This window comes from Paenibacillus sophorae (assembly GCF_018966525.1).
Classification (GTDB): Bacteria; Bacillota; Bacilli; order Paenibacillales; family Paenibacillaceae; genus Paenibacillus_AQ; species Paenibacillus_AQ sophorae.
Map to the genome: position 1 here is coordinate 939782 of NZ_CP076607.1, position 26913 is coordinate 966694.

The window sequence follows — 26913 nt, forward strand, 5'->3', positions numbered from 1 at the left end:
GCTTGGGATGAACGATAAAATTGCTGCGGCAAGCCGAAAGATGCTGGCCGATTGTTTAGGGCTGCGCGTCGGCGAATCTTTGCTGGTCGTTGCCGACGATGGCAAGCAAATGCTGGGCGAAGCGGTCCGCGCCGCCGGTACCTCCCTTGGCGCGGAAGCGGTGCTGATGGTGATGAGCGAGCGGACAAAGTCGGGAGAGGAGCCGCCCAAGGCTGTCGCTTCGGCAATGGAAGCGACGGACGCCGTTGTCTGCATCACCGAGTATTCGCTTACCCATACCGCAGCACGCAAACGCGCTGCGGCTGCGGGGGCGAGGGTGGCGACGATGCCCGGCGTGACGGAGGATATGTTCCTGAACGGCGCCATCACGGCCGATTACCTGAAGGTCAAGGCCTTGACGGACACGCTTACGGCCAAGCTGAGCGAAAGCCGGAGCGTCCGCATTGAAAAGGCGGGGCACAGCCTGAGCTTCTCGATTGAGGGAAGGAACGGTGTGCCCAGCACGGGACTATATCTGCTGCCGGGCGAATCCGGCAATCTTCCGTCCGGCGAGGCGTATATCGCGCCGGTGGAAGGAACCGCAGCCGGTTCTCTTCTGGCCGACGGCTCCGTGGCGGGCTACGGACCGCTGGCTTCTCCACTGCTGCTGACGGTGGAGCAGGGCCGGCTGACGGCCGCGGAGGGAGACGGCGCGGACGCGCTGCTGTCGATGCTTGGGGAAGGAGACGGCCGTCTGCTCGGCGAGTTCGGAATCGGCACTAATGACAAAGCGCGGATCACCGGCGTTGTGCTGGAGGATGAGAAGGTGTATGGAACTATTCATATCGCCTTTGGCAATAATCATACCTTCGGCGGCCAGGTTTCGGCAGGAGTGCATATTGATATCGTTGTGAAAGAGCCCGATGTCTATCTGGACGGCCGGTTGGTCATTGCGGCAGGCAAGCTGGTTTGATTGGATGAACGTTCCGCATGAAGGAGGGAGACCACTGTGCTTGGAATAATCAGAGTAATCACGCTGCCGGATCAAAGGGACGCCGATTTGCACGGCGAGCTGATCCGGCGCAGATATGGGCTTGAAGTGACAAGCGCCTGCATTGAAGACCAGCAGGAAGGCGTCTTCGACAATCGGACCGAGGAATTGGCTATCCCCAAGATCGTCCTGCTTGCCGGTGAACTGGAGAAGAGGGGCTGCCGGGCCATCGGCATCAGCTGCGCCGCCGACCCCGCCCTGGCCGAATGCAGGCAGGCGGTGAACGTGCCGGTGCTCGGCGCGGGCTCCTGTGCGGCTCATCTCGGGCTTGCCAGCGTGGACAAGCTGGGCGTGCTGACTATTCTGGAGGAGACGCCACCGCTTATCAGCTCCATTCTGGGCGAGGCTTATGTGGGGATGGAGCGGCCGGAAGGCGTTGTGACCACGCTGGACCTCCGTACGGAAGCGGGCCGGGAAGCTTCCTTCCGCTCGGCGGTCAAGCTGGCCGAACGGGGAGCCGAAGGGATTGTGCTTGCCTGCACGGGCTTCGCCACGATCGGATTCGCGGAGGAACTGGAGCGGCGGCTTGGACTGCGGGCCTTCGATCCCATTTATTCGCTGGGAGCCGCGGCGGCCGTCTGTCTGTGAACCTGAGACTGCTGCCATATATGGAGTCTTCGCGTTCGTCTGGGGAACGCGCGTCATCCTGCTAACGCAACAAATAACGCGGAGTCATGCGCCTGTACTTGCGGGAAACCGCAATGTATAGGCGTATTTTTTTTAGCTTGAAAATCATTCCATTTTGCTTGCCTGTTATCTTTGATAAACTAGCTCTCAAAAAGTTGCACTGCGGATCGCATTAAAACTTACGGGGAGGCCGACCATTGGATAAAACAGGGATTACGATCGACGAAGTGCTGGAAATTCCCATTTTACGGAATGCCAGAGTGCTTGCAGGAAGCCAGGGATTGAACCGGGTGGTTCAATTCATCGATGTGATGGAAGTACCCGATTTGAAAGGCTGGGTCAAGGAAGGGGTCCTGATGCTGACCACCGCTTATGCCATTCGCGACAATCCTTCGGAGCTCGCGGGATTGATCCGGGTGCTGGACCAAGGAGGAGGAGCCGCGCTGGCCATCAAGCCCGCCCGCTTTCTGAAGGGCATTCCGCAGGATGCGCTGGATGCCAGCGACGAGACGGGCCTGCCGCTCATCGAGGTCCCTTCCGAAATCCCGTATACGGATATTACGAGGCCGATCATGGAGCAAGTGCTGGACCGCCAGGCGGCTCTCTTGAGACGCTCGGAAGAGGTGTATAAGACGCTGACCACGATGGTGCTTCAGAACAGCGGCATTCAGGCGGTCAGCGATAATGTGGCCGGTCTGCTGCGGGCGCCTGTTGCGGTGATTGACAATGAGGGGGAGCTTATCGTCTCCTCGCCAGCAGGCCTAGCGTGGGATCTGTCCCGGACGCCGCTTGAATGGACCATTAACGTAGACCGCCGCAATGTCGCGAGGCTCCTGGTGGACAAGAAGGAGCTGGACGAGATGGAGCTGGTCGGAATTGAGCAGGCCAGGCTGGTGCTTGCGCTTGAACTCATGCGTAACAAAATTGTAGCGGATACGGAAATGCGCCTGCGCGGAAATTTCATCGACGAGTTGCTGACGCCTCCGGTTCCGCCAAGGCATGAGGTCGAGCAGCGGGCCCGCAAGCTGGGCCTCAATGTGGAGCATTTATGGGAAGTGGCCGTGATTGAAGGCGAATGGGCAGCGGGTGAGGAGGAGCTGCTGACCAAACGGCTTGAGGAAGAAGCCAGAATCCGGCGCGTGTCCCCTCATGTGGAGTTTCGCTCCAATCGGGCTGTGCTTTTTTTGCCGAGTATGGAAATCAAAAGGGTGGAGGACAACCGGAACCGGTTTAATCCATGGGCGGACACGCTGGAGGAATGGGCTTCGGACAAATTGCCGGGGCTTACGGGAAGCCGGATTGGCCAGGGAGGACAAAAGCGTCTGTGGGAGATCTACGACAGCTACAACGAAGCGCGCAAGGCGCTTAACGTGTCCCGGCGGATCGGGCAGGGCAGATTTGTCATCTGCTATGAGGAAGTGGAGATCTACGATCTGCTCGGGAACGCGATGGAGGGCCCCGAATTCGCTGAGCTGTTCAATCGCAAACTGGGCAAACTTCGGCAGTACGATGAGGAGCATAATGGTGATCTTATGCGCATTTTTCTGTACTATCTGGAAAGCCGGGGGAGCCTCATCGATACGTCCAACCGCCTGTTTATCCACCGTAATTCCGTAAAATACAGGCTGGAGAGGATCCGGGATATTACGGGATTTGATTTGAACGATCCGAGGGAGCAGCTGGTCTGCCAGCTCTGCCTGATTTATTACTATATGCGCGTAAATCCGGTGGAGTAATCCGCCGTTTCCTGGATATAGCTTGCCGTTTTTTAGGTAAAAAAGAGGATTTTAAAATTTGATGTGTTATAAAATATAACACGGCAGTGCCATATTCGTCCGCAGCAACCAAACAAACCGCTGCTTTTTTAGTTAAAGGGGACGTAGTGACTTGTCCGTAATCTTTGTAAAATGAGCACAATTCAAGTAAACACACTTCGTAAGACAATTAACTTGACAGGCCGGGTCCTGCCGGCTGTGCAAAAGGGGTTGATCCATTGTTAGTGTATTCGGTTCGCAGGCTAGGGCAGATGATTCCTGCGCTGCTGGGGATTATCTTGATCACCTTCATACTGTCCCGCGTACTTCCCGGAGACCCGGCGGTGATGCTTGCCGGTGAGCAGGCGACCCCGGATGTTATTGAGAAAATCAGGCAGGATATGGGCCTGGACAAACCGCCTTACAGTCAATTTTTTGATTACATCGGCCAGCTCGTGCGTGGTGATCTCGGTGATGCATATCATACCGGACATTCGGTCGCCAGCGATTTTGCCTCGCGGTTCCCGGCTACCGTCGAATTGACCCTGTTCAGCATCCTGATCGCCATTCTTGTAGCCATCCCTGTCGGCATTATCGCCGCAACCCGCAAAGAATCCGTTATCGACCATATCTCCAGGGTGTTCTCCTTGATCGGCGCCTGCGTCCCGATATTCTGGCTCGGTCTGATTCTGATCTACATTTTCTATTCCAAGCTCGGCTGGGCGCCGCCCCCGATGGGACGGATCAGCGGGGACCTCAATCCGCCAACGGACATCACCGGATTGTATGTCCTGGATAGCCTGCTGTCAGCGGACTTTGTCGCTCTAAAGAGCAGTATTATCCACCTTCTGCTTCCGGCCATCTGCCTCAGCACCGGGACCATGGCCATAGTGGCCCGGATGACCCGCTCCAGCATGCTGGAAGTGATCGGCCAGGATTTTATCCGGACGGCCAGAGCGAAGGGGCTGCGGGAGTCGATTGTCATCTGCAAGCATGCGCTGATCAACGCCCTGATTCCGACGCTGACCGTACTCGGTCTTCAGTTCGGTTACCTGCTGGGCGGCGCGGTAATTACAGAAACAATCTTTTCCTGGCCCGGGGTCGGCGGCTATATCACCGATTCCATCCTGGCCGCCGATTATGCGCCCATTCAAGCCTTCACGCTGGTCAGCGCGGTGCTGTACTGCTTGATTAATCTGGCGGTTGATTTGATTTACGGGCTGGTCGATCCGCGGATCCGTTATGAATAATCCATTACAGAAGGAGGTGCTGCGGCAGTGACAGTCATGTCAACGACAAGTTCTCCGGGGCAGCAGGAATCGGCTCCTAAGCCGGCGGGATTCCTTCGGCTGCTGCTTAGGAACCGCCTCGCGGCGGTCGGGCTAAGCTTTATCGTGCTGTGGACGATCGCCGCTATCGTCGCCCCGTGGATCGCCTCATATAACCCTTACGTCCCCGATATGGCTGCTAAGCTGCAGCCTCCGGGCGGAGCGCATCTGCTGGGCACGGACAATTTCGGCAGAGATATTTTGAGCAGGGTGCTGTATGGAGCGCGGATCAGCATTTGGACGGGACTTATCGCCGTGAGCATTTCGTTTGTAATCGGCGTGCCGCTCGGCGGCATAGCCGCTTATTACGGAGGCCGGACGGAAATCATCATTATGCGTCTGCTCGACGTGCTGCTGTCCTTCCCTTCGCTGGTGCTTTCCATGGCGATAGCCGCTTCCATCGGTGCGGGCCTTTTCAGCGCAATGATTGCGGTGGGAGTGGTCGGCATCCCCGAATTCGGGCGGCTGATGTACGGCCAGACGATATCGCTGCGGGAAAAGGAATATGTGGAGGCCAGTCGATCCATTGGCGTTAAAGACCGCGTCATTCTGCTGCGCCATACCCTCCCCAATGCGCTGGCTCCGCTGCTGGTTCAGGCTACACTGGGTATGGGTTTTGCCATTCTGACCGCATCCAGTCTTAGCTTTCTGGGCCTCGGCGTCAAACCGCCGACAGCCGAATGGGGCGCCATGATCGCGGAAGGCCGCGAATATATCATTTCCGGGGAATGGTGGCTCGTGACCTTTCCGGGTCTGTCCATCGCAACGGCTATTTTAGGCTTCAACCTGCTTGGCGACGGACTCCGCGACGTCATGGACCCGCGGCTCCGATCCGGCAAATAAAAGAAAGCGGGTGCCGCCTCATCGGCGGCCCGTCCCGCGAAAGAGAAATATCCTTCGGTTATCAGCAATGCAAATGATTGATAAAGGGGAAATTCCAATGAAAAAAGACGGCGGATTCGGTCGTATATACCTTCGATCGCGTGAAGAACTCGAAATCCGGCAGCTTCCTGTACGGGATGGCCGACATTAAGACGGTCACCGCCAAAGACGCTTCCACCGTTGAAATTGCTGTGAACAAGCCGAACCATATGTTTATGCAGATTATCGCCCTCTACAATTTCTCTATTGTTGATGATGTTGCCATGAAGGGTAAAAGCGCGGATTACCTTAAAACTAATACTGCGGGCTCCGGTCCGTTCGCAGTGGAGAAATGGGACCCGGCGAGTGAAGCCGTCCTTACCGCCAACGCCGATTACTGGCAGGGGGCGCCGAAGCTCAGTAAGGTTACGCTGAAATTCACCAAGGAAGCCTCCAACCGCGTGCTGCTGCTGGATAAAGGCGATGTGGACATGGCAATCGAAATTCCGGCCAAGGACGTTTCCTCCCTGCAGGCGAACAGCGCCCTCAGCGTCAAATCCAATGCCAGCAACCGCATCCTGTTCCTTGCGCTCAATAACAAAGTCAAGCCTTTTGACAACGTAAAGGTCCGGCAGGCGATTGCTTACGCGATTCCTTATGATCAACTGATCAACGATGTTATGCACGGTCAAGCCAAACAGATGAAGAGCGCCGTTGCCAGCAACACGCCGGGCTACACCGACAAGGGCTACACGTACGAGCATAACCTGGATAAAGCGAAGCAACTGCTTCAGGAGGCAGGTTACGGAAACGGGTTCAGCTTTGACCTGACACTGGGCTCGGGCTTCCAGGACTGGGAAGACGACGCGGTGCTCATTCAGGCCGAGCTTGCCAAAGTCGGAGTGACGATGAACATCAACAAGGTGGCCCGGGCTCAGTTCCTGGAGATGCAAAAACAGAAAAACCTGACAGCCTACATCTCCAAATGGACCTCCTTCGTCAACGATCCCGGCTATCACCTCGGATTTTTGATGTACGGCAAAGGTTCGTCCAACTATAACAATTACAGCAACGCCGAAGTAGACAAGCTTTGGGAGCAGGCAAGCGCGGAACCAAATGCGGATGCGCGCAAGCAGCTGTATGAGAAAGCCCAGGAGATTATTACAACCGAAGCGCCATGGAGCTATCTCTACGAATACAACCGGATCGTCGGCATGAACGCCAAAGTCAGCGGTTATGTCTATTATCCGGATGAGATTATCCGCTTCTACCCGTTGTCCAAGAACTGATGATCATATAGGGAATCCCTTCCCGGTTTCTTGAAAATAGAGCGGCCGAGCCGGATGCAAATGCCGGTCCGGCCCTCTTTTCCATAGCGAAAGCCTGAGCAGTCGCAGGCAATCATTCAAAGGAGTTGTGGCCGGTTATGAACTGGAGACAAAAGGTGCTTGATGAAATCGATAACCGTCAGGAGGAGCTTCTTGAGCTGTGCTCGAAATTAATTCAGTTTCCAACGGAGAACCCGCCCGGGGATTCGAGAGAGATCAGCGATTTTATCATAGAATATTTGGCGAAATCCGGGATCGGGACGACGGTTCACGCCGCCACTCCGGAAATGCTGAATTTGGTATCAACCTATAAAGGAAGCGGCGGAACGGGCTCCGGCAAACAGCTGATCTTCTGCGGCCATACCGATGTCGTTCCCGCCGGCGATTTGGATCGTTGGGATTTCGATCCCTTCTGCGGGGAAATTCGGGACGGTTACCTGCTGGGACGGGGAGCCTCCGACATGAAGGCAGGGCTGGCCGGCCTGCTGTTCGCCGCATCCCTGCTGGCAAAGCTCGGCGTTCCGCTGGGAGGCGACCTGACGCTGCTCGTTGTGCCTGACGAAGAGACCGGCGGGCATCTCGGCGTTCCTTGGGTACTGGAGCGGGGACTCGTCGAAGGTACGGCCGCGGTTATCGCCGAGCCGTCCGGCCCGCTGAACCCGACCATCGGACAAAAAGGAAGCTGCTGGTTCGAATTTACCGTCGAGGGAACGCCGGGACACGGCAGTCTGTCGCCGATTGTCGGAGAGAGCGCCATCGTGAAGGCGGCAAAAGGGATCGAAGCGCTTCAGCGCTTATGGGATATCGAACCGAATACCCCCGAAGAGGTCAAGAGCATTATCGCGATTTCCCAGCAATATGCCAAGGAACGCGAGCCGGAAGGATTGGCTTACCAGGTGTTCGATCATGTCACCGTCAATATCGGCACCATTCAAGGTGGCACCAAAGTCAACGTGGTCGCCGACCGCTGCACGGTCCAGGTGGATTCGCGCGTTCCGTTCGGTGTCGACTACCGTCAGGTGATGGACCGCGCGGGGTCGCTGCTGCTGGAGGCGGGTATCGAGACCGACATTAAGCCGTTCGGCTTTCAGGGCAATGCCAACTGGACGCCGCCGGAAGAGCCTGTGGTGAAGCATCTTGTGGACAGCATCTCCGAGGTCAGCGGAGAAGAGGCGTATGGAGTTCTGCAGTGGGCATCCAGCGATGCGCGCCATTTCCGTACACATAACATTCCCGTGCTTCAGTACGGCCCGGCGGAATTGTCCACTATCCATTCGTTTAACGAAAAAGCGCCGGTCTGGCAGATTATCCGGTGCGCCAAGGTTTATGCGCTGACGGCGCTGAAATATTTGGGCGTGGAGGAAACGCCGAACGCGTAGGGGACCCGTACGTCTCCGAAGCCCGGCGGATCATGAAGCTAAGACCAGTCATAACGATCAGAGCAACAAGAAGGAGGGGGAGTCATGCCCGAACTGCTGGAAGTATCCGGACTGAGAACGGAATTTAAGACCTCCGGAGGGATGATCCGGGCGGTAGACGGCGTCGATCTTCGCATCAAAAAAGGCGAGACGCTCGGCATTGTAGGCGAATCGGGCTGCGGCAAGAGCATTACTTCGCTGTCGATCATGCAGCTGCTTCCCCCGAAGATCGGCCGGATTTCGGCCGGAGAGATCCGTTTTGAGGGCAGAGATCTCCTGAAAGCCAGCCGCCGGGAGATGCGCGGCATTCGGGGCAACCGGATCGCGATGATCTTTCAGGAGCCAATGACCTCGCTGAATCCCGTCTTCAAGATCGGCAAGCAAATCTCCGAGGCCGCCAGGTACCATTTGAAGATCGGTAAAAAAGAAGCCTGGAAGCGCTCGGTCGAGATGCTGACCAAGGTGGGCATCCCGCGGCCGGAAAAAATTGCGGATCAGTATCCGCACCAGCTGTCCGGCGGCATGCGCCAGCGCGTCATGATTGCCATGGCGATGATCTGTAACCCGAAGCTGCTGATTGCCGACGAGCCCACAACCGCGCTGGATGTCACCATTCAGGCCCAAATTCTCGATCTGATGCGGGAATTGCAGGAAACGGAAGGGACCTCGATCCTGATGATTACCCATGATCTAGGCGTTGTCGCCGAAATGTGCGACCGTGTCGTGATCATGTATGCCGGTCAGGTGGTGGAAGAGACGGACGTCGCCACCTTATTCAGCAGCCCGAAGCATCCGTATACCCAGGGGCTGCTGGCTTCGCTGCCTCAGCTCGCGGGAGACGCGGATCGTCTGCAGTCCATCCCGGGACAGGTTCCGAACCCGCTGCATATGCCTTCCGGCTGCCGGTTCGCCCCGCGCTGTCCTCACCGGTTCGAGCGCTGCGAACAGGCTGAACCGCAGCTGCTTGAAGATGAAGCGGGACATTCCTGCCGGTGTTTCCTATATGAGAAGCGGGAGGCGTTGTCATGACCACGCTCTTGGAAGTTCGCGATTTAAAGAAACACTACCCGATCCGCAAAGGTCTGTTCTCCAAGCTGACCGGGGCCGTAAAGGCGGTGGACGGCGTCAACCTGACCGTGCTGCGGGGCGAGACGCTGGCCGTGGTCGGCGAGTCGGGCTGCGGCAAGTCTACGACCGGCCGGGCAATTCTACGGCTGATCGAGCCGACAGACGGTGAAATTTTGTTCGACGGCACCGATGTGCGCTCGCTCGGACCGGAAGCGCTCCGGCGAATGCGTACGCAAATGCAGATGGTATTCCAAGACCCGTATGCTTCACTGGACCCGCGCTGGACCGTCAGGCAGACACTGGAGGAGCCATTTGCAACGCATATGCCGGAGCTGGCCGGGGCGGAACTGAAGGACCGCGTCGCGGAGCTGATGGAGGTGGTAGGGCTTTCCCCTTACCACGCCCATAGGTACCCCCATGAGTTCTCAGGCGGGCAGCGCCAGCGGATCGGCATTGCCCGGGCGCTGGCCATGAACCCGAAGTTTGTAGTCTGCGACGAGCCGGTGTCCGCGCTGGACGTGTCGATTCAGGCGCAGGTGCTAGGCCTTATGCAGGATTTGCAGGAACGGTTCGGGCTGACCTATATGTTCATCTCGCATGACTTGTCCGTTGTCAAGCTCATCAGCGACCGGGTGGCCGTTATGTATCTGGGTAAAGTGGTGGAGCTTGCGCCGACCAAGGATTTGTTCGCGAATCCGCTGCATCCGTATACGAAAGCGCTCATGTCAGCGGTCCCGGTGCCGAATCCGGCCCAAAGACGAGAGCGTGTGATTCTGCGGGGAGATGTTCCAAGCCCTGAGAATCCGCCGCCGGGCTGCGCCTTTCATACCCGCTGCCCGGTAGCGACGGATATTTGCCGGCAGGAGGTTCCTGCGCTCCGAGAGATTTCTCCCGGGACGCAGGCAGCTTGCCATCTTGTGTGAAGCCCGTGCATAAATGGGATAAGACAGATTTTAGGGGTTGCCCCATAAGTAGTTTTGAGACTACTGAGGGGCAGCCCCTTCTAACATTCCCTGCTAAACATGCTTCATTAATTGTTTTTTAAACCCTCTCTGGTCGGTTGTATACCCAATGGATTCGTAAAATTTATGTGATGATTCACGTTTGCTTTCGGATACCAGTATGACATATTTGCAATGATTGATTTCTCCAAAATCCTCAAGCGCTTTCATTAGCACTTTTCCTACACCCTGACCCTGGTATTGAGGCAACACGACCACGTTTTCTATCAACAGAAAAGAATTGCAACTGCCAACAAGGTCGTAACAAGCTATTCCCATCGAAGTACCAATAAGTTTATTCCCGTCGCAGGCGACTGCAACGTAATAGTTAGGATTAGCGGATATGACTTCAAGCTGTTTTTTCATTGCGGTTAGATTAGACTCTTTGCCGATAAAGTCAATGAACAATTCGGAAAGTCCTGCAATATCATCGATTTCGGCTTTTCTAACTGTTATATGTTTCAAAATAGCACCTCCCATGAGTTTCTGAACCAGATTACCATATTATGGGGAGTGGTTGGACAAATCTTTTTTAGGAAGAAAAAGATATAGCGCTATGTACCGGACGCGGCGCATGTTACGAGGGATTTTACAAAGGTGGAGGCCGGACCTGCTAATCAATCGCTCCAAGAAACCACTGCCCTTGAGCGTTTTTTACAAAATAGAAGTATAGATATTTGTCTGTTACCCCGGTATCCTGCTTGGCTTTGCCAATGATCTCAACCACTATCCGGTTCGCGTGATCCTGTTGAACGGTGCCCAACTGATAGAAGGCGTAATCGCTGTTTAACAAATGAAGCTGAGCGTCGCTCGATCGATCATCGGCAAACACGCTGCGAAAGGCCTCCGTGTCCTTATTGGCCATGGAGGTTAGCGCCGTTTGCAGCAGTCTTTTTATCTCTTCGTTCAACAAAGGTTCGTTGCCGTTCTCGACATTTACGAAAACTCCCGCTTTAAAAGAGTTTGTCGGTTCATCTTGGACAGAGACGGGACTTGCGCTTGGAGCGCTGCTTTCCTCCTGGATGCCGTTATCGGAGTTGTTGGCACAGGATGTCATTAGAACGGCAGCCAACAATAGGGTAGAGCCGTACATCATCATCTTTTTCATTGTTTATACTCCCTTGTGGATTTTCTAGTTAGACGCAGCAATATGGAAAATGTTACATTTCTGCGCTTTGAATATGGAAAATTAGAGGGAAATATCTAGGGAGACCCCAAATATCCCCCTGCCAATTTTGGCGGGGGGATTCTATTCTTCATGATTCTGTTATAAACAGGCCTTGCTGCTACAGCAGCTCCCCCCGCTTCTTCAAATACCGGTACAGCGGCACGGCGGACAGGGAGCAGAGCAGGGCGCACAGGCCGATGAACACATAGCCCGCCTGAAGTCCGAGCAGCAGGCCGCTCTCTGCACCATGGCTTGAGGTGACAATGTTCTTGATGCCGGTTATGATCGCGCCGATCACATAATTGCCGATGACGCTGGACACGCCCATCAGAGTGACAATAAACGTAATGGCGGTGTCGCCGCCCTTACGGTAGCGCTGCGCGATCAGCGCCATGACCGTGGGATAAATCGGCGCAATGCCGATGCCCGCCGCCGCGAACAGGAACGCCCCCGGTTCACCCACTGCGATGGCAGCGAAGGTGAGCAGACCGGACAGGGCTGAGAAGACGATAACCGACAGCGTAAAGCCGATTTTGTCAGTGACGGGACCGAGAAACAGCCGGGCGAAGGTGAAGCAGAGGAAGAAGACGGACAGCATGCCCGCCGCGGTGGTTCCGTTCCAGCCGTAGGCTTTTTCCAGGAAATTGACCAGCCAGCCGCCGACGGCCATTTCGGAAATAACGCCGAAGGACAGAATGGCGATCAGCATCCAGATCACGGGATCGGCAGCGATCGTTCGCAGCGGAATCCGGTCATCCTCTGAATTGCCACTGCTTGGGAATTTACCCGCAATCGCCGGAATCATTGGCAGGACGGCCAGTGACAGAATGAGCAGATAAACATCCCGCCAATCGATAGCCCGCCCGCCGATCGACAGCGTCATCAGGCCCGATGCAATCATCGGCGCCACCGTTGAGCTGAGTCCGTAGAAGAAGTGGGAGAGATTCATCATCGTCCCGGTATTGCGGACAAAAATCCGCGCGCCGAGCACGGCCAGACCGATTTCCAGCATTCCGTTGCCGACATACATCAGAAAGAAGGAGCCGGAGAGCGCCGGATAGCTGCGGGACAAGAAGATCAGCACTCCGGACACGACCATGGAACCGAACGACAGCAGGCAGACCGTCTTAATGCCGATTTTCCGGATCAGGTAGGCGGTAAAGGAGCAGGCCAGCAAATAGCCGAGCGAGTTCAGCGACAGCAGCGTGCCGATGCGCATTTCGTCGAGACCCAGTTCCAGCTGGATGCGGGGAATGGCAGGGCCTTTAATATTTTCGGAGAAGCCGAAGATCAGAAATCCGATAAAGACGGTGAGCAGCTGCATAATATATATGCGTTTGGACGAAGGGCTTGGAGACGCTTTCGTTTGATTGATTTCTTTTGGCAGAGTATCCAATGAATTCCTCCATAGAGAAGTTATCCGGCCCACCGCAAGGCGGGGCAGCCAATCTTTAGTATTATACACGGCCCCGCCCGTCCGGGAAAAGTGCCAACTCTAACTTGGATATTTCGATAATAATGAAACACGAAACCGATCGGGCCGTATAAGCTGTTCATAAGGCGTAAAGGACGCTGTTTCCGTTATTCGCCGGTTGCGTTCATCGTTTTTGTTAAGGTAGACTATTATTACTGTCAAATGCAGGTGAATGGAGAGAGACAATGGAATCTTTAAAGCGCTTTTTTACGGATTTGACGTTCCGCAGGTTTGGAATTTTGCTGTTGGTATGCTTGCTGCTGTACGGAATCAGGGATATGCTCAACCTGGTGCTGCTGACCTTTCTGATCGCTTACATCATGAACAGCTTTCAGGTGCTGCTGTCGAAGAGGATCGGCAAATACATACGGGTCAACAGCAAGGTCATCATCATCATCCTCTATCTGATCATGATTTCCACGCTGGTGCTTGCGCTGGTTCACTACTTGCCCAAAATATTTGTCCAGGTCAAACAGCTGACCAACTTCCTCACTTCGTTAACCCCGGAAAATATTCCGCAGAACGAGATTGCCCAATATTTATTTAGTACCGTCAAGGATCTGAATTATGAAAAATACATGCAGAGCGGCCTGAATTATATTACGACGATCGGCAACTGGGGCACTACGTTCGTCCTGGCCATTATTCTCAGCTTCGTCTTCATTCTGGAGAAGAACCGGATTGTCGCGTTCACGTCGCGGATGAAGCAGAGCAAGATTGCCTGGTTCTATAATGAACTGGAGTTTTTCGGCAACAAGTTTACTTTGTCTTTCGGTAAAGTCATCGAGGCGCAGATTTTGATCGCGCTGTTCAATACCGCTTTTACGGTCGTCGGGCTGACGATTCTCGGGTTCCCGTATCTGTTCGCGCTTGGAGTTATGATCTTCCTGCTCAGTCTCATTCCGGTGGCGGGCTTTCTCCTCTCGCTGATTCCGCTCTGTATCATCGGCTACAACATCGGCGGGCTGATGATGGTGATTTACGTGCTGGCGATGATCGCCGTGCTGCATTTCGTCGAAGGCTACTTCCTGAATCCGAAGCTGATGTCTTCAAAAATGAATCTGCCGATGTTCTATACGTTCATTGTGCTGCTGTTCTCCGAGCATTATCTCGGTGTATGGGGACTGATCCTGGGCATTCCGATCTTTGTATTCGTGCTGGATATTCTGGAGATCCGGCGGACAAAGCCCGAAGGTGACCTTCCGGTCGAACGGTTGGAGAACCAGCGGTAAATCCGGAACGAAGACGCAAGAACCCTGTTTTTCAAGTATTAAGCCCCTTTTAAGAAGTTCCCCGGTAATCTTAAGCTACTGCGGGGAGGCGTTCTTGGAGGGGCTTTTTCATCTTGTTCAAAAACTTAATATCCAGAAAATTATATCTAAAAAAACCAAACCTGATTCCTTAAGTTCATCTCTTGTTGGAAGCGCTTTACTGCTTAATAATGGAGCTATAACAAGCAAGGGGGTAACGATCATGGCTACAAGAAAGCTGTTAAAAACGTGCGCTGTCGCTCTATCCGCCACACTGGCGCTAAGCCTGGCGGCATGCGGAAATGCGAACAACAACAACGCGGCTTCAGGCAGCAATACGGGCACCGGCACCGCCAGCAGCGGCGGCAACAAGAAGGTGACGATCACTTTTCAAAATATTTACCCCGACCCGGCGACGCCTTCCTACAAGATGCTGCATGAGCTAATAGCCCAGTACGAACAGGATCACCCGAACGTTCATATCGAGCTGGACACGCTTAACACCGATCAGCAGAAGGTGAAGCTAAAGACGCAGGCGGCTTCCAAGGAAGTGCCGGATATTACAATCGTCAACCCTGCCGCGCAGATGAAGCCGTTCGTTGATGCCGGGCTGCTGGCTCCGCTGAATGACGTGATCGATCAGAACGGGCTGAAGGATACGTACCAATCCGGGCTGCTCGACTATTACAGCTTTGACGGGAATGTCTATGCTCTTCCGGACGGCAATAACATTGAGGTTGTGTTCTACAACAAGGATCTGTTCCAGCAGGCTGGCATAAGTGATACGCCGAAGACATTCGAAGAGATGCTCCAGGATGTGAAGACGCTGAAATCGAAAGGCATCACTCCGATAGCCATCGGGGAAAAAGACTCCTGGACCGGCTCGTTCCTCTTCATGAATATGCTGCTCCGTACGAACGGCGGCCCCGGCTTCCTGAAAGATGTGGTTGACGGCAAAAAAACATTTAGCGATCCCGCCTTTATCCAAGCGGTGGACCGCTTCCAGGATCTCGTTCAAGCCGGCGCATTCCCGGACGGCGCAACCTCCATCGATGCCACAGCTGGCGGCAACATCTTCAAGTCCGGCAAAGCGGCCATGTGGGTGATCGGTTCCTGGGAGACGGGAGCAATTGACGCTTCTTCGGTAGCGGGTAAAGTAGGGGCGTTCCAGTTCCCGACCGTTGACGGCAAAGGCGACCCGAACGAGTTCATGCTGGCGCCAGGAAGCGCCTTTGCGGTATCCGCGAACAGCGAGCATTTGCAGGAAACAAAGGATTTTCTGAACTTTTTCACGCTAAACCTGCCGAAGAAGCAGTTTGATCTGAAAAATGCGGTTGGATTAGGCCAAAAGGTGGACGGCGATCTGAAATCCGCAGGCTATTCCGATCTGGCGATCTCCATCGCAAATCTGTTCAATGAGGTCAAAGGCGGCGACCTTGCGTTCGACAACACGATGAACCCGGCGACGGCGCAGGTGCATCTCAGCAGCATTCAAAATCTGTTCGTACAAAAAGTGGATTCCGCTCAGGTTGCCAAGGAGCATCAATCCGCATACGAAGCCAATAAATAAACGGGAAACCCGAATTTCCCTGGTCGGTGCGGGAGGGGCCGCTGCAAGGCCCCTTCGCGCCGAATCGATCCAAAGGGGCGGAGGAATATGAAAGTTCTGAAGGTGCCCGCGCGCACAATAGCCGTGTTCGTGCTGCCTTGTCTGCTGCTGTATATAGGTCTTGTATTTGTTCCGATCCTCGTCTCGTTCTATACCGGCCTGCTTCGGTGGGATGGCATTACCGATTCGACATTTATCGGGCTTGATAATTTCCGGAATATGTTTGTTAACGATACCGTGTTCTGGCCAGCGGTCAGGCATACGCTCCTGTACGCGGTGGCGTCGATGCTGGAAATTCCAGTGTGCCTGTGGATGGCGATTCTGCTGAGCCGCTACGTGAGAAAGGGCAATACGCTCGTTTCGATCTATTTTACGCCGGTCATCCTGTCGGTCGTTATTATCGGGCAGCTGTGGAAGACGATTTATAACCCGGCCTCCATGGGCGGCATGCTGAACGGCGTGCTGATCGCATTCGGGCTGGACAGTTGGACGCACAGCTGGCTGACCGAACCCAAAATCGCCATGTACAGCCTGTACTTCGTATCGCTCTGGCAGTACTTCGGCTATCATCTGCTGATCCAATATACCGGGGTGCAGAATATTCCCGACGAAATCTACGAGGCGGCCAAAATCGACGGGGCGGAAGGCTTCAAGGCGGACCGCTACATCACCCTGCCGCTGATCGTGTCGATATTTAAAGTGTCGATTGTGCTGGCGTTTATCGGCTCTCTGCAGGCTTTCGAGCTGGTGGTGGTCATGACCGGCGGAGGCCCGGCGCACGCGACCGACGTGATCTCCACGCATATGTACAACAGTTCGTTCCTGTCGCTGAAATACGGATACGGCAGCGCCATTGCCGCTTTTTTAGTCATCCTGTGTCTCATCTGTACGGTCATTATCAATACGGTCTTTAACCGGCTAGAGAAAAAATTCAGCTAAGAAAGGAGTACGCGGGTCATGCGGAAATTCAAAAAACGGTTCGTGTATCTTCTTTTCGCCATCCCGGTCGTTACCCAGCTCTATCCGCTGGTGTGGCTGCTGTTCTATTCGCTGAAGACGAACGAAGAAATTACAGACGGCAAATTTTTCTCGCTGCCGAAGACGCCGCAATGGCATAACTACAAAGAGGCTTTCGAGGCCGGAAATTATTTAAAATATTTGTCGAACAGCATCATTGTCACCGGCGTGACGATGGTCTGCGTCATTGTGCTCAGCTCGATGGTCGCTTACGCGATTTCGCGTTTCCGCTGGCGGTACGGGAGTGTGGTTATGACTATCTTTTTAATGGGAATGATGATTCCGATGCAGGCAACGCTGCTGCCGCTAATGATTATTTTCAAAAATCTGCATATTCTCAACACCCACCTGTCGCTGATCCTGCCGTACATCGCCTTCTCTACGCCGATCTCTGTCTTTATCTTAAGCGGGTTCATGAAGAGCATCCCTTATGAGATCGAAGAATCTGCGTTCATCGACGGGGCGAGTGTATACCGGATTTTTCGCAGCGTCATTATGCCGGTCTCCATCCCGCCGATGATGACGGTATGCATCCTGACGTTCATTTCGATCTGGAACGAGTACATCCTGGCCGCAACCTTCATCTCATCCGAGAGACTGAAGACATTGCCCTTCGGTGTGTTCACCTTCGTCAGCCAGTATTCGGTCAACTACGGGGATATCGGCGCTTTTCTGATCATGGGCGCGCTGCCGGTCATCCTGATTTATTTCTTCCTCTCCAATCAAATAACGAAAGGAATGGTGGCGGGGGCGGTGAAAGGCTGAAGGCGAGAGCGGCGGCTCGTTTGCATCGGGCGATGTTATTTCGGAAGCATGCGTCGTTTGGTTATCTGAAGGCCCCCCTTTTTTTATTGAAAGCGCTTTATTGAAATTGTAATCCTGCCGGATTTATAATAAAAGAACAGCGGGACACTGATGAGGGGAGGAAGTCTTGATGCGGGGCGGCTTTCATTCCATACACCATCGGCTGTTCGTGCTGTTTCTTTTTTGCATGTCGGGGATTCTGCTTGTCGTCAGCCTGCTGTACTATAACCGGGCCACTGTCCAGATGCATGAGAAAATCAGCAGTTTGTCCCAGAAAAACGCCGCCCAGACGGCCGGCCTCTTCAGCTTGCTGTACCAGGGCTACGACAGCCTCTCCAAGTCGCTCAGCAATAATTTTGAGATGATCCGCCTGCTGAATGAACAGAGCAGCGAGCCTGCGGTAGCCTACATCAATGAGCAGACGATTACGAATATGATTGGCGCTATTTTTTATTCGCGTAACGACCTGGTGGGCATCCATGTCATCACGGACAAGGGCAAAATCTACAATTACGGTAACTCCATGAACGTGGTGGACCCGAATTACCGGAATGAGGACTGGTACCGGCAGGTGCAGATTTCTTCGGGCAAAATGGTCTGGCTCGGCGTGTACCGCCATTCGCTGATCGACCAGGTGGAGGACAGTCCGGTGTTCGCTTTCGGCCGGCTGATCTATGATCTCAACGAGCATAAGCCGATCGGCATCGTGCTGTTCGAGATGAATCCGCAGACCGTGCTGAGCGCGCTGGACAATCTAAAGCTGGGGCAGCACAGCCGGGTGTACCTGATGTCGCAGGAGGGGCGCGTCATTTCGTCATCGGACGGAGACCCGCCCGCACTGGATGATTTGACTTTCTTAAGGGATTCTGGGGATGTCGCCCTGAAGCAGGATTCGGACCGGCTCGTCACCGCGTCCAGACTCTCGTTCTCCGGCCTGTGGGTGGTCAGCGTTACCCCGGACCGCGATTTGAACGTGGAGCTGCTGCAGATGCGGCGTTACCTGATTATCGTGATTACGATCCTCATCCTGGTATCGACTCTCATCGCCTCCATTGTATCCCGGACCTTTTCCTCGCCGATTAAGAAGCTCATCCGTGAGATGAAGATGGTGGAAATCGGGAATTTTCGGGGCATGCTGAGCGTAGCCTCTTATCAGGAAATCAACATCCTCGTCGCCTCGTTCAACCGGATGGTGAACCGGATCGAGGAGCTGATCGAGCGGGTGAAGGTTTCGTCCGTCAGTGAGAAGAATGCTGAGCTTCATGCCCTCCAGTCCCAGGTGAATCCCCACTTTTTGTACAACACGCTGGATATGATCTATTGGATGCTGGATGAAAAAGGAAATGACCAGCTCGGTGAGCTTGTGCTCTCGCTGTCCTCCATGTTCCGGTACAGCAGTCAGTGGGAGGACGGGGCGGCGGTTACGCTCCGCGAGGAGCTGGAGCAGATCGGGCACTATTTAACCATTATTTCAATCCGGCTGGAAGGCCGGCTGCAAATCATCACGGAGTTTGACGAGCGGTGGCTGGGCATCCGGCTGCCGAAGATGACGCTGCAGCCGGTCATCGAGAATGCCGTGAAATACGGACTTGAGCCGCTTGACCGCCAGGGTGTGCTGAAGGTGTACACCAGGGAAGAGAGCGGCGCGCTGCGCATCATCGTGGAAGACAACGGCAGGGGCATGAAGGCGGAAGAACTGGAGCGTCTGCAGCGATCGCTGAATCAGGAAAGCCCGAGGGAGGCCGGCAAAGGAGGAATCGGGCTGCAGAATCTGCACAGCCGGCTGCGGCATATGTTCGGGGAAGGATACGGGCTGGAGATTCAGAGCTTTTCCGGAGAGGGAACCCGGGTCGCCATTGTGCTGCCGCTTCCGCAGAAAGGAGAGACTGGCCATGAATATACTGATAGCCGATGATGAACGCGCGATCCGGGAAGGAATTGGGCGGACGATCGGACAGCTGTGCCCGGAGGACCGCGTCGATGTGGCGGCTTCCACGGAAGAAGCCATCCGCATCATGGAGGAGCGCCGGATCGATATCGTGCTGACCGATATTCTGATGCCCGGAATGAATGGTCTGGAGTTCATGAAGATTTCCAAACGCAAGTATCCATATGTAAAATGGGTCGTGATTTCGGCGCACAGCGAATTTTCCTACGCGCAGGAGGCGGTACGGCTCGGGGCGAGAGATTACCTGCTGAAGCCGATCGGCAAGAACCGGCTGCAGGAGCTGATACACGGACTCGCTGAGGAAATCCGAAAGGACAGCGAACTTTCAAAAGAAAGCGAGCGGCTCAAAGCCAATCTGAGATTTTTGCGGGAAGGCGTATTCCGGAGGCTCGCGTCGGGCCTGGATATCGGCAATCTGGACATCAGGCCTTTTATCGAGGACTATCACCACTTTTATCTGACTATGGTACGGATGGAGGCCGGAGATCGGGGCATGCGCCTGGAGCATTTTATTGTGGAGAATGTGCTCTCCGAGCTGATTGAACGGCATGGCCGCGGATTCGTCGTCAGTTACGACAAGCAGACTCTGCTGGGCCTGATCACCCTGAAGGAAGGAGCCGGAATGGATGAATTCCAGGAGGATGTGAAGCGCCATCTGAATCATGTGCTTAAGGTTCCGTTCCAGATGATTCATTCGGGACTCACCTCCGACTTTGGCGCCGTTCCGCAGGTGGTTACGAGGATGAGAGAGGCTTTTGCCTCGCAGGCTTTTGAATTTGAACCCCTGAAGCGAAGCGGCGAGAAGGCTATCGACGTTGCCTTGCAGTATATCAAGGAGCATTACTGCGAAGACCTGTCTCTGGAAAAAATGGCGTCCGTCGTGTTCCTGAACCCGGCGTATTTCAGCCAGCTGTTCAAGCTGAAGACGGGCCTGGGCTACAAGGAATATGTCACCTCGCTGCGGCTGGAGCAGGCAAAGCTGCTGCTGCTCAACACGCAACTGAAGCTGACGGAGATCGCCGAGCGCGTGGGCTATCAGGATATGCGGCATTTTACCCAAATGTTTCGCAAGCGCTTCCAGATTACCCCGACCGAATACCGCCAGCAGCAGAATATTCCCGCCACTCGGGGGTAACGGAAAAATGGCGTCCCTATCAACCGATCATCGACTATGGGATGCCCGCGTATTTTCCGGCTAAAGAGGAGCATGAAATGCTAGGCAAATAGCACAGAGCCTTTATGCGGCGAAGAATCCCCCAAAAGACCACGAGCAGTTCTTTTGGGGATTCTAGCCTGAGCAGAGCCAGTCGTTTAAAGAGTCTATGTAGCGCTCTTAGCGAATTCGGAGTCCGAGGCGGATTTAAAGACGGTACACGCTGCTCCGAATAATATCCGGCACTTCCGCCTTGTAAGCCTCGTACTGCTCCGGTGTAATGCTTCCGGAAGCAAGGCGCTGATCCAACTGCCGGGTAAGCTGTTCCGTCTGCAGGTCGATGACCTGCTGAACCTCCGCGCTATTCTCCGATGCGATCTCGGCAAGCGACTTGCCTTCATACAAGGAATAGTACAGATCCTCGCCGGAAGGCTGCTTCAAGGCCTCCAGCAAATCATCACGCTCCAACGATGCGGCGGATAAGGAAAGCTTGGCGACCGGACTCGCGCTCACCGTACTGCTTCCCCATGTATTTCCTCCAAATGATATCGCTACGATCATTGTACCGACGATCATCACCCGTTTGATATTCCGTTTAATATTCATACCTAGTCCCTCATTTCATAGTTCGTTTACGTATTTGGCGGTGCAAAAGATTCGTTAATCGCGAGAAAGTTGAAGGTTAAGCGGATAGGCGCCTCTTTCGGCCGAGCTCCAGCAGGAGTTGTTCTCATTGTAACCGCCCAATGTGACAACAGCCTTAAGGGGAATTTAAAATAAGCTTAAAAATCATTTTTAATTCACACTTGACAGGTAAGATTAATAGGTTTATGATTCGTTCATAACCTTTCAACACTGAATAAATGAACAGTGAAATAACACTTCGAGCCGATTGGATCGCCAAAGGCTCCCGCAGCGTTACCCTTCCGATGGGCCGCTCCGGGGGCCTTTTTTGATGCCTTGCGGCGAATTTAAGGAGCAAAGGGTCTATGGAGAATTTGGATTGGGATGTGCTGGAGGAGGCTGACTGGCTGTTCCGCAAGATGGTCAGAAGGTTCGTGAAGGAGCGGGACCGTATTAACATTGAGGGCGTCGCGCTGCCGGGCATGATGATTCTGCATAAAATCATCCGCGAGGGCGAGCAGCGGCTCAGCGATTTGGCGGAGCAGCTGGATCTCACATCGGGAGCGATCACCGCGCTGTGCGACAAGCTGGATGCAGCGGGGTATACCGTCCGGCAGCGCAAGGAGGGTGACCGCAGAACGGTGCTGCTGGGCATTACGGATAAGGGGCGGGCCATGTTCGAGCGCAACCGCAGCGTCGGTGCAAGGTGTATCACGCTTTTGTTCGAAGGCTTCGAACTGGAGGAGTTGAACGCCCAGAACCGGGCGCTCGAGAAAGTCATCGGCAATCTTGAAGGGTTCTCGGAAGCCATCCTGGAGCATGCCAAGCAGAATGCCGAGGCTCCCGCGCCCGGCGGCCCTGAACGGAAGCAGGGCCGGGTATCGACGCAAAGCCGGTATTTGACCTATTAGAATTCATTCAAGGGAGACATGAACAATGGGATTTCCAACCGTATATCCGACAGGCGCAACCGTCTATAACCCGAGCAAGGCATGGAGCGGCTATACCGTGTATCAGGCAGGCGAAGAGGGTGTTGTTCTGATCGACATGAACGGCCGCGAGGTTCATCTGTGGAAAGGGCTGATCGGCTTTCCGGCCAAGGCGCTTCCGGGCGGCTATGTGCTGGGCAGCACGGGCCGCAGAGATCCGAAATTCGGCATTCAGGACAATGTCGATTTGGTGCAGGTGGATTGGGACGGCAATATCGTCTGGAAATACAACAGCTACGAGCATATTGAAGATCCCGGCTATGAGCCGCTGTGGTATGCGCGGCAGCATCATGATTACCAGCGCGAGGGCAATCCGGTCGGCTACTATGCTCCTGGCCTTGAACCGGAGGTTTCCAGAGGCACGACGCTGATCCTCGCTCATAAAAATGTGAATAACCCGGCCATTTCCGACAAGCAGCTGTTGGACGATGTCATTATTGAGGTCGACTGGGAGGGCAATGTGAAGTGGGAATGGAAAGCGAGCGACCATTTCGATGAGCTGGGCTTTGACGAGTCGGCCCGCAACGTGCTGTTCCGCGACCCCAATACCCGGTCCTTCGGCCACCTCGGCGGCGGCGTAGGCGATTGGCTGCATATCAACTCGGCGTCCTATGTGGGGCCGAACCGGTTCTACGACGAGGGCGATGAGCGGTTTCATCCGGACAATATTATCTGGGACGCCCGGGAAGCCAACATCATCGCGATCACAGACCGAAGAACCGGCAGCATCGTCTGGCGTCTTGGCCCGGATTACTCCCTGCCGGAAGTGAAGCATATCGGCTGGATCATCGGCCAGCATCACGCCCATATCATACCGAAGGGTCTGCCGGGCGAAGGCAACCTGCTCGTGTTCGATAACGGCGGCTGGGGCGGTTACGGTCTGCCGAATCCCGCATCCCCGTTCGGCCAGAAGAATGCAATCCGCGATCATTCCCGGGTTCTGGAGATTAACCCCGTGACGCTGGAAATTGAATGGCAGTACACCGGAGCGGAAGCGGGATTCTCGGTTCCGACCGACTCCTATAAATTTTACAGTCCGTATATCAGCTCGGCGCAGCGGCTTCCGAACGGCAACACATTGATTACGGAAGGCTCCAACGGCCAGCTGTTCGAAGTGACGGAGGATCATGAGATCGTCTGGGAGTACATTTCTCCTTATACCGATAGAAGAAACACGAATATGGTGTACCGCTCCTACCGGCTGCCCTATGAATGGGTGCCGCAGCTTGCGAAGCCGGAAGAGAGAGCCATCGAGCCGATCCATGCCGCACAGTTCAGAGTCCCTGGAGCCGCGCCGAAGGGCAGCGATTCCGTTGTCAGTGTGGCCACGACGCTGCCTTTCGTGGAGGGTGCAGCCTGCGTGGCGACCTCGGATGAAGCCCGGCGCAGCGCCAAATAGATAAGTTAAGTCATCTGCAAGAAAAAACGACTATTTTACGGGTTATATACGGGCCGGATGTCATTCCCGGTCCGTGGAGGACGCTTCAGGGCGGCCGCGAGCTGGTGATGGACGGCACGCTAATGCAGTACATCGGCATCAGCTTTATCCGCGTGCTCGTCGGCTGAGCTCTCACGCCGGAAGAAGGGCGGATCAAACTGGAATAAACAGCGGATCAAAGTAGCCCGAATACATGAAGACATCAGCAATGCAAGGAAAGATTACCTAGATAAAGTCTCCACGCACATTGTCAAAAACCACGACATGATTGCGATCGAAGACTTGCCCGTCTGCAGTATGCTAAAAACTAGGAAGCTGTCCAAGGCGATTAGCGTAGCCTCCTGGTCCCTGTTTCACAAGATGCTGGAATACAAATGTGCATGGTACGGGAGGGTACTGGTTCCGGTAGGCCGTACCTTTGCCTCTTCCCAATTATGTTCTTGCTGCGGATACCGGAATCAAGAGGTTAAGAATTTGAACGTTCGCGAATGGACATGCCCGGTGTGTGGAACCGGACATGATCGGGATTTAAACGCCAGCCTTAACATCTTGGCCGAAGGCAAAAGACTGCTACAGGTGTAGATCTTACATAAACTGCCGGAATGGCAGGGATCGCTTGGTCAACTTCTCTTCGGTAGAAGGGACTACCCAAGAATCTCCTTCCTCTCCCTCTGGTTTTAGGGTTTTTCTCACGTATGCTCTCTAATTCGCAGGATTTCATACCTCCTGGATGATGGAGCTGAAATGGTTTCTTAGGTGGGGGGCACCCCCGATAAGCATGTGGGCATACGGGAACAGAGGAAATGCGAAAGTTTCCATTGTATTCCATATACTGCACGCATTCTCCACACGATCCTTGGAGGTTCACTCTCCCATGTCTCAACGGGTCTGTGCCCTGACCTTCCTTCGTTACACCTGTCCAAGAGGTGGAGTCCGATCATGTTAAGCGAACGGGTCTATGCCCTTCAGAGGAAGGTACTCGGTACTCCGTGCTTTCTTTGTGAAATCCTGCGAACGAGACAACATGCGTAAGGTCTTGCGGTTGAAGTCACTTGTGGATGATGCATAAAATGAACGGTTGTCCGTCATGCTGCCTGCGGAGGCAATGCGTTCGCTTTGCTCTCTACAAATGTTTCTCCGCTTCGGGCGAGTGCCACAAGAATACGGGCGAGCTTGCCGATCAGTTTGAAGATAGACCGTTGCTTCTTCATCTTTAGAGTCTTCACGTTATGGTCATGCCAGCGTCTGAATGCCGGATGGTTGGCCACCAGGCCGATCACGGCGAGATATAAGTATTTACGCAGCTGCCTTCGCCCCCGCTTGGAGAGTATAATCTGTCCCCTGCGCTTGCCCGATGTGCTTTCCGCCAGACTCAGACCAGCCAGCGCTAGCAGTTGTCTACCATGCGTATAGCGGCTAAGGTCTCCCGCGTTTGCCAGAACGACAGCGACGAACAGCGGACTTAGACCGATCTCTGTGAGCGGCTGACGAGCGGATGGAGGCACCTGCGACAGTAACTCATGGATCTCATGCTCAACGGTTTCGATTTGCGATAGCATCTGTTTGTATCTTTGAAGCAAACGTCCGATCTGCCGCTTGATTTCCGGCGCAATGTCGGTCAGACCGACTGAGCGACGAGCGGCAGCGAGCAGCATGACCGCTTGCTGACTGCCGCGGGAACCGCCGGCACGCTGCATGCCCGCCTTTCGCCATCCGTCGATCACGTTCTCTGGCGTAAGGTCCTTCAAGTCTGAGGGCAACGGGAACGCCTGAAGCGTCGCGATGCCACGTGGGCCATTCCATTCCTTGAACACGAAAGTGAATTCGGGAAAGGACTGGTCCAGCGCTGTTTGCAACTGGTTTCCTATGGCCGACAGGTCCGTGACCCAAGCCTCTCGCTCGCTCACCAGATAGCGCAGCCTGCGGTAAATCGTTTCACGGATTACCCACTCGCTGTAGTAGCCACGGGAGATCGCGTCGGCGATGATGATTGCATCTTTGGCGTCGTTCTTGGACGGTTTGTTGTCCCGATTTTCCTTGTTGCGTTTGGTCGTCATCGGGTTTACCAGCACGATCTGCTCGTTGCGCTCGTGCAGCCAGAACGCCAGATTGAGGAAATAGTGACCGGTTGATTCCGCACCAAAGATGACCTGCATCAGATTGTGTGTTTGCCGCAAATCGTGAACCCACCGCAGCAACTTCTCATACCCAAACTTGTCGTTGCTAAATGATATGGTACGGCCGAGTTGGACGCCACGAAAATTCACGGCACCAGCAACATGCATTTCTTTGGCGATGTCAATTCCGACAACGAGGTGATCCGTGGTAATGCGTTCAATCCGTTGATTAATGGCGTCATAGGATTTAAACTTCATAGTAGAGCGTCCTCCTTGGATAAGATGGGCTTTAAGGGTACTGACCCGTTGCAACCCCATCGTACCAGAGGCGCTTCTTTTGTTGCAAAGGCGATTTCTTAGCCCCTACAGGAATTTAAGATAAGCGTAGGGAGGGGAGGGTTCAACCCGCCGATTGCCTACATTACGCTGTTTCTCGTCTGGTTCGGTATCGGGGAGCAGTCCAAAATCGCGCTGATCATGTATGCGACCTTCTTCATCGTCGTGCTGAATACGCTGACCGGCGTTCTGGCCGTGGAAGAGGATAAGCTCCGTTCGGCCCGCTGCATGGGCGCAAGCGAGGGGGAGATCCTGCTGCATGTCATCATTCCGGCAACGACGCCGTACATTTACACGGGTATTCGCCTGGCGATGGGCACGTCGTACATGGCTATCATCGGCGCGGAAATGATCGCCTCGAACGAAGGCGTAGGCTATCTCATCTGGAATTCCCGGTTATTCTTCCGCACGGACTGGATTTTTGTGGGACTGTTCTGCCTGGGCTTTATGGGCTTTTTTACAGATCGGCTGTTCGGGTGGTTCGGACGCAAGGTGCTGTACCGTTACGGTGTGGTCGGATCGGCGGTTCGACGGGGATAGACAATTTCATACAGGACGGGCAAGGGATAAA

The 26913-nt window shown here is 54.4% G+C and carries 22 protein-coding genes and 3 pseudogenes; 20 read left to right on the top strand and 5 right to left on the bottom strand.

Translation table 11 applies throughout. The features are described from left to right. Positions 1–7 precede the first annotated feature (7 nt). The 9 genes and pseudogenes from KP014_RS04555 (at position 8) to KP014_RS04595 (ending at position 10337) form a co-directional block, all read left to right on the top strand. Positions 8–952 carry an aminopeptidase gene (locus KP014_RS04555; protein ID WP_036594325.1) on the top strand — a complete coding sequence of 315 codons (945 nt, stop codon included), beginning with the start codon at positions 8–10 and terminating at the stop codon, positions 950–952. Between the two features lie 36 nt (positions 953–988). Continuing rightward, the gene (locus tag KP014_RS04560; RefSeq protein WP_036594323.1) at positions 989–1618 is read left to right on the top strand and encodes an aspartate/glutamate racemase family protein; all 630 of its coding nucleotides are present in this window, start codon (positions 989–991) and stop codon (positions 1616–1618) included. Positions 1619–1854: 236 nt separating this feature from the next. After that, a complete protein-coding gene (locus tag KP014_RS04565) occupies positions 1855–3393 on the top strand; it encodes a PucR family transcriptional regulator (protein ID WP_036594321.1) in 1539 nt (512 codons plus the stop codon). 257 nt (positions 3394–3650) lie between these two features. After that, positions 3651–4661 (top strand): ABC transporter permease, encoded by a 1011-nt coding sequence (locus tag KP014_RS04570; RefSeq protein WP_036594319.1) that lies wholly within the window; start codon positions 3651–3653, stop codon positions 4659–4661. Positions 4662–4697: 36 nt separating this feature from the next. Beyond that, complete coding sequence (locus tag KP014_RS04575) at positions 4698–5582, top strand: ABC transporter permease (protein WP_036594317.1); 885 nt, start codon at positions 4698–4700, stop codon at positions 5580–5582. 107 nt (positions 5583–5689) lie between these two features. Continuing rightward, a pseudogene (locus KP014_RS04580) lies at positions 5690–6889 on the top strand (ABC transporter substrate-binding protein); the annotation flags it as partial. A 137-nt stretch (positions 6890–7026) separates the two neighbouring features. Further along, the gene (locus tag KP014_RS04585) at positions 7027–8307 is read left to right on the top strand and encodes a M20 family metallopeptidase (protein ID WP_036594315.1); all 1281 of its coding nucleotides are present in this window, start codon (positions 7027–7029) and stop codon (positions 8305–8307) included. Between the two features lie 84 nt (positions 8308–8391). Beyond that, the gene (locus tag KP014_RS04590) at positions 8392–9375 is read left to right on the top strand and encodes an ABC transporter ATP-binding protein (RefSeq protein WP_036594313.1); all 984 of its coding nucleotides are present in this window, start codon (positions 8392–8394) and stop codon (positions 9373–9375) included. After that, positions 9372–10337, top strand: coding sequence for an ABC transporter ATP-binding protein (locus tag KP014_RS04595; RefSeq protein WP_036594311.1), 966 nt, complete (start codon positions 9372–9374; stop codon positions 10335–10337). The genes KP014_RS04590 and KP014_RS04595 overlap by 4 nt, the downstream gene beginning before the upstream one ends. A 93-nt stretch (positions 10338–10430) precedes the next feature. On the opposite strand, the gene KP014_RS04600 is transcribed toward KP014_RS04595, so the two are convergent. From KP014_RS04600 to KP014_RS04610, 3 genes are all read right to left on the bottom strand, one after another. Beyond that, positions 10431–10880 carry a GNAT family N-acetyltransferase gene (locus tag KP014_RS04600; protein WP_246590638.1) on the bottom strand — a complete coding sequence of 150 codons (450 nt, stop codon included), beginning with the start codon at positions 10878–10880 and terminating at the stop codon, positions 10431–10433. 148 nt (positions 10881–11028) lie between these two features. Next, positions 11029–11523 carry a hypothetical protein gene (locus KP014_RS04605; protein WP_036594307.1) on the bottom strand — a complete coding sequence of 165 codons (495 nt, stop codon included), beginning with the start codon at positions 11521–11523 and terminating at the stop codon, positions 11029–11031. A 178-nt stretch (positions 11524–11701) separates the two neighbouring features. Continuing rightward, a complete protein-coding gene (locus KP014_RS04610) occupies positions 11702–12907 on the bottom strand; it encodes an MFS transporter (protein ID WP_051499922.1) in 1206 nt (401 codons plus the stop codon). 335 nt (positions 12908–13242) lie between these two features. On the opposite strand from KP014_RS04610, the gene KP014_RS04615 reads away from it, so the two are divergent. The 6 genes from KP014_RS04615 (at position 13243) to KP014_RS04640 (ending at position 20820) form a co-directional block, all read left to right on the top strand. Next, positions 13243–14289, top strand: coding sequence for an AI-2E family transporter (locus KP014_RS04615; protein WP_036594304.1), 1047 nt, complete (start codon positions 13243–13245; stop codon positions 14287–14289). Positions 14290–14530: 241 nt separating this feature from the next. After that, positions 14531–15877 carry a sugar ABC transporter substrate-binding protein gene (locus KP014_RS04620; protein ID WP_036594331.1) on the top strand — a complete coding sequence of 449 codons (1347 nt, stop codon included), beginning with the start codon at positions 14531–14533 and terminating at the stop codon, positions 15875–15877. Between the two features lie 87 nt (positions 15878–15964). Next, positions 15965–16855 carry a carbohydrate ABC transporter permease gene (locus KP014_RS04625; protein ID WP_036594302.1) on the top strand — a complete coding sequence of 297 codons (891 nt, stop codon included), beginning with the start codon at positions 15965–15967 and terminating at the stop codon, positions 16853–16855. 18 nt (positions 16856–16873) lie between these two features. Beyond that, positions 16874–17698, top strand: a complete 825-nt coding sequence (locus KP014_RS04630; protein ID WP_036594300.1) for a carbohydrate ABC transporter permease — start codon at positions 16874–16876, stop codon at positions 17696–17698. A 169-nt stretch (positions 17699–17867) separates the two neighbouring features. Beyond that, positions 17868–19652 carry a sensor histidine kinase gene (locus tag KP014_RS04635; protein WP_090834228.1) on the top strand — a complete coding sequence of 595 codons (1785 nt, stop codon included), beginning with the start codon at positions 17868–17870 and terminating at the stop codon, positions 19650–19652. Further along, positions 19630–20820 carry a response regulator gene (locus KP014_RS04640; protein WP_036593819.1) on the top strand — a complete coding sequence of 397 codons (1191 nt, stop codon included), beginning with the start codon at positions 19630–19632 and terminating at the stop codon, positions 20818–20820. The genes KP014_RS04635 and KP014_RS04640 overlap by 23 nt, the downstream gene beginning before the upstream one ends. Before the next feature lie 225 nt (positions 20821–21045). Here the strand turns inward: KP014_RS04640 and KP014_RS04645 are convergent, their stop codons facing one another. Beyond that, the gene (locus KP014_RS04645) at positions 21046–21444 is read right to left on the bottom strand and encodes a hypothetical protein (RefSeq protein WP_036593816.1); all 399 of its coding nucleotides are present in this window, start codon (positions 21442–21444) and stop codon (positions 21046–21048) included. Positions 21445–21827: 383 nt separating this feature from the next. Here KP014_RS04645 and KP014_RS04650 point away from each other — a divergent pair, with 383 nt between their 5' ends. The 3 genes and pseudogenes from KP014_RS04650 to KP014_RS04660 form a co-directional block, all read left to right on the top strand. Beyond that, positions 21828–22373 carry a MarR family winged helix-turn-helix transcriptional regulator gene (locus tag KP014_RS04650; RefSeq protein ID WP_036593814.1) on the top strand — a complete coding sequence of 182 codons (546 nt, stop codon included), beginning with the start codon at positions 21828–21830 and terminating at the stop codon, positions 22371–22373. 25 nt (positions 22374–22398) lie between these two features. After that, positions 22399–23850 (top strand): aryl-sulfate sulfotransferase, encoded by a 1452-nt coding sequence (locus KP014_RS04655; RefSeq protein ID WP_090834229.1) that lies wholly within the window; start codon positions 22399–22401, stop codon positions 23848–23850. A 168-nt stretch (positions 23851–24018) separates the two neighbouring features. Next, positions 24019–24471 (top strand): annotated as a pseudogene (locus tag KP014_RS04660) (RNA-guided endonuclease TnpB family protein); the annotation flags it as partial. A 503-nt stretch (positions 24472–24974) separates the two neighbouring features. Here KP014_RS04660 and KP014_RS04665 read toward each other — a convergent pair. Continuing rightward, on the bottom strand, positions 24975–26174 hold the full coding sequence (locus KP014_RS04665; protein WP_246590727.1) for an IS110 family RNA-guided transposase: 1200 nt from the start codon (positions 26172–26174) through the stop codon (positions 24975–24977). Between KP014_RS04665 and KP014_RS28590 the strand changes: the two genes are divergently transcribed. Beyond that, a complete protein-coding gene (locus tag KP014_RS28590; protein ID WP_246590802.1) occupies positions 26136–26366 on the top strand; it encodes a hypothetical protein in 231 nt (76 codons plus the stop codon). The genes KP014_RS04665 and KP014_RS28590 overlap by 39 nt on opposite strands. A gap of 39 nt (positions 26367–26405) precedes the next feature. Then, a pseudogene (locus KP014_RS04670) lies at positions 26406–26882 on the top strand (ABC transporter permease); the annotation flags it as partial. Positions 26883–26913 lie beyond the last annotated feature (31 nt).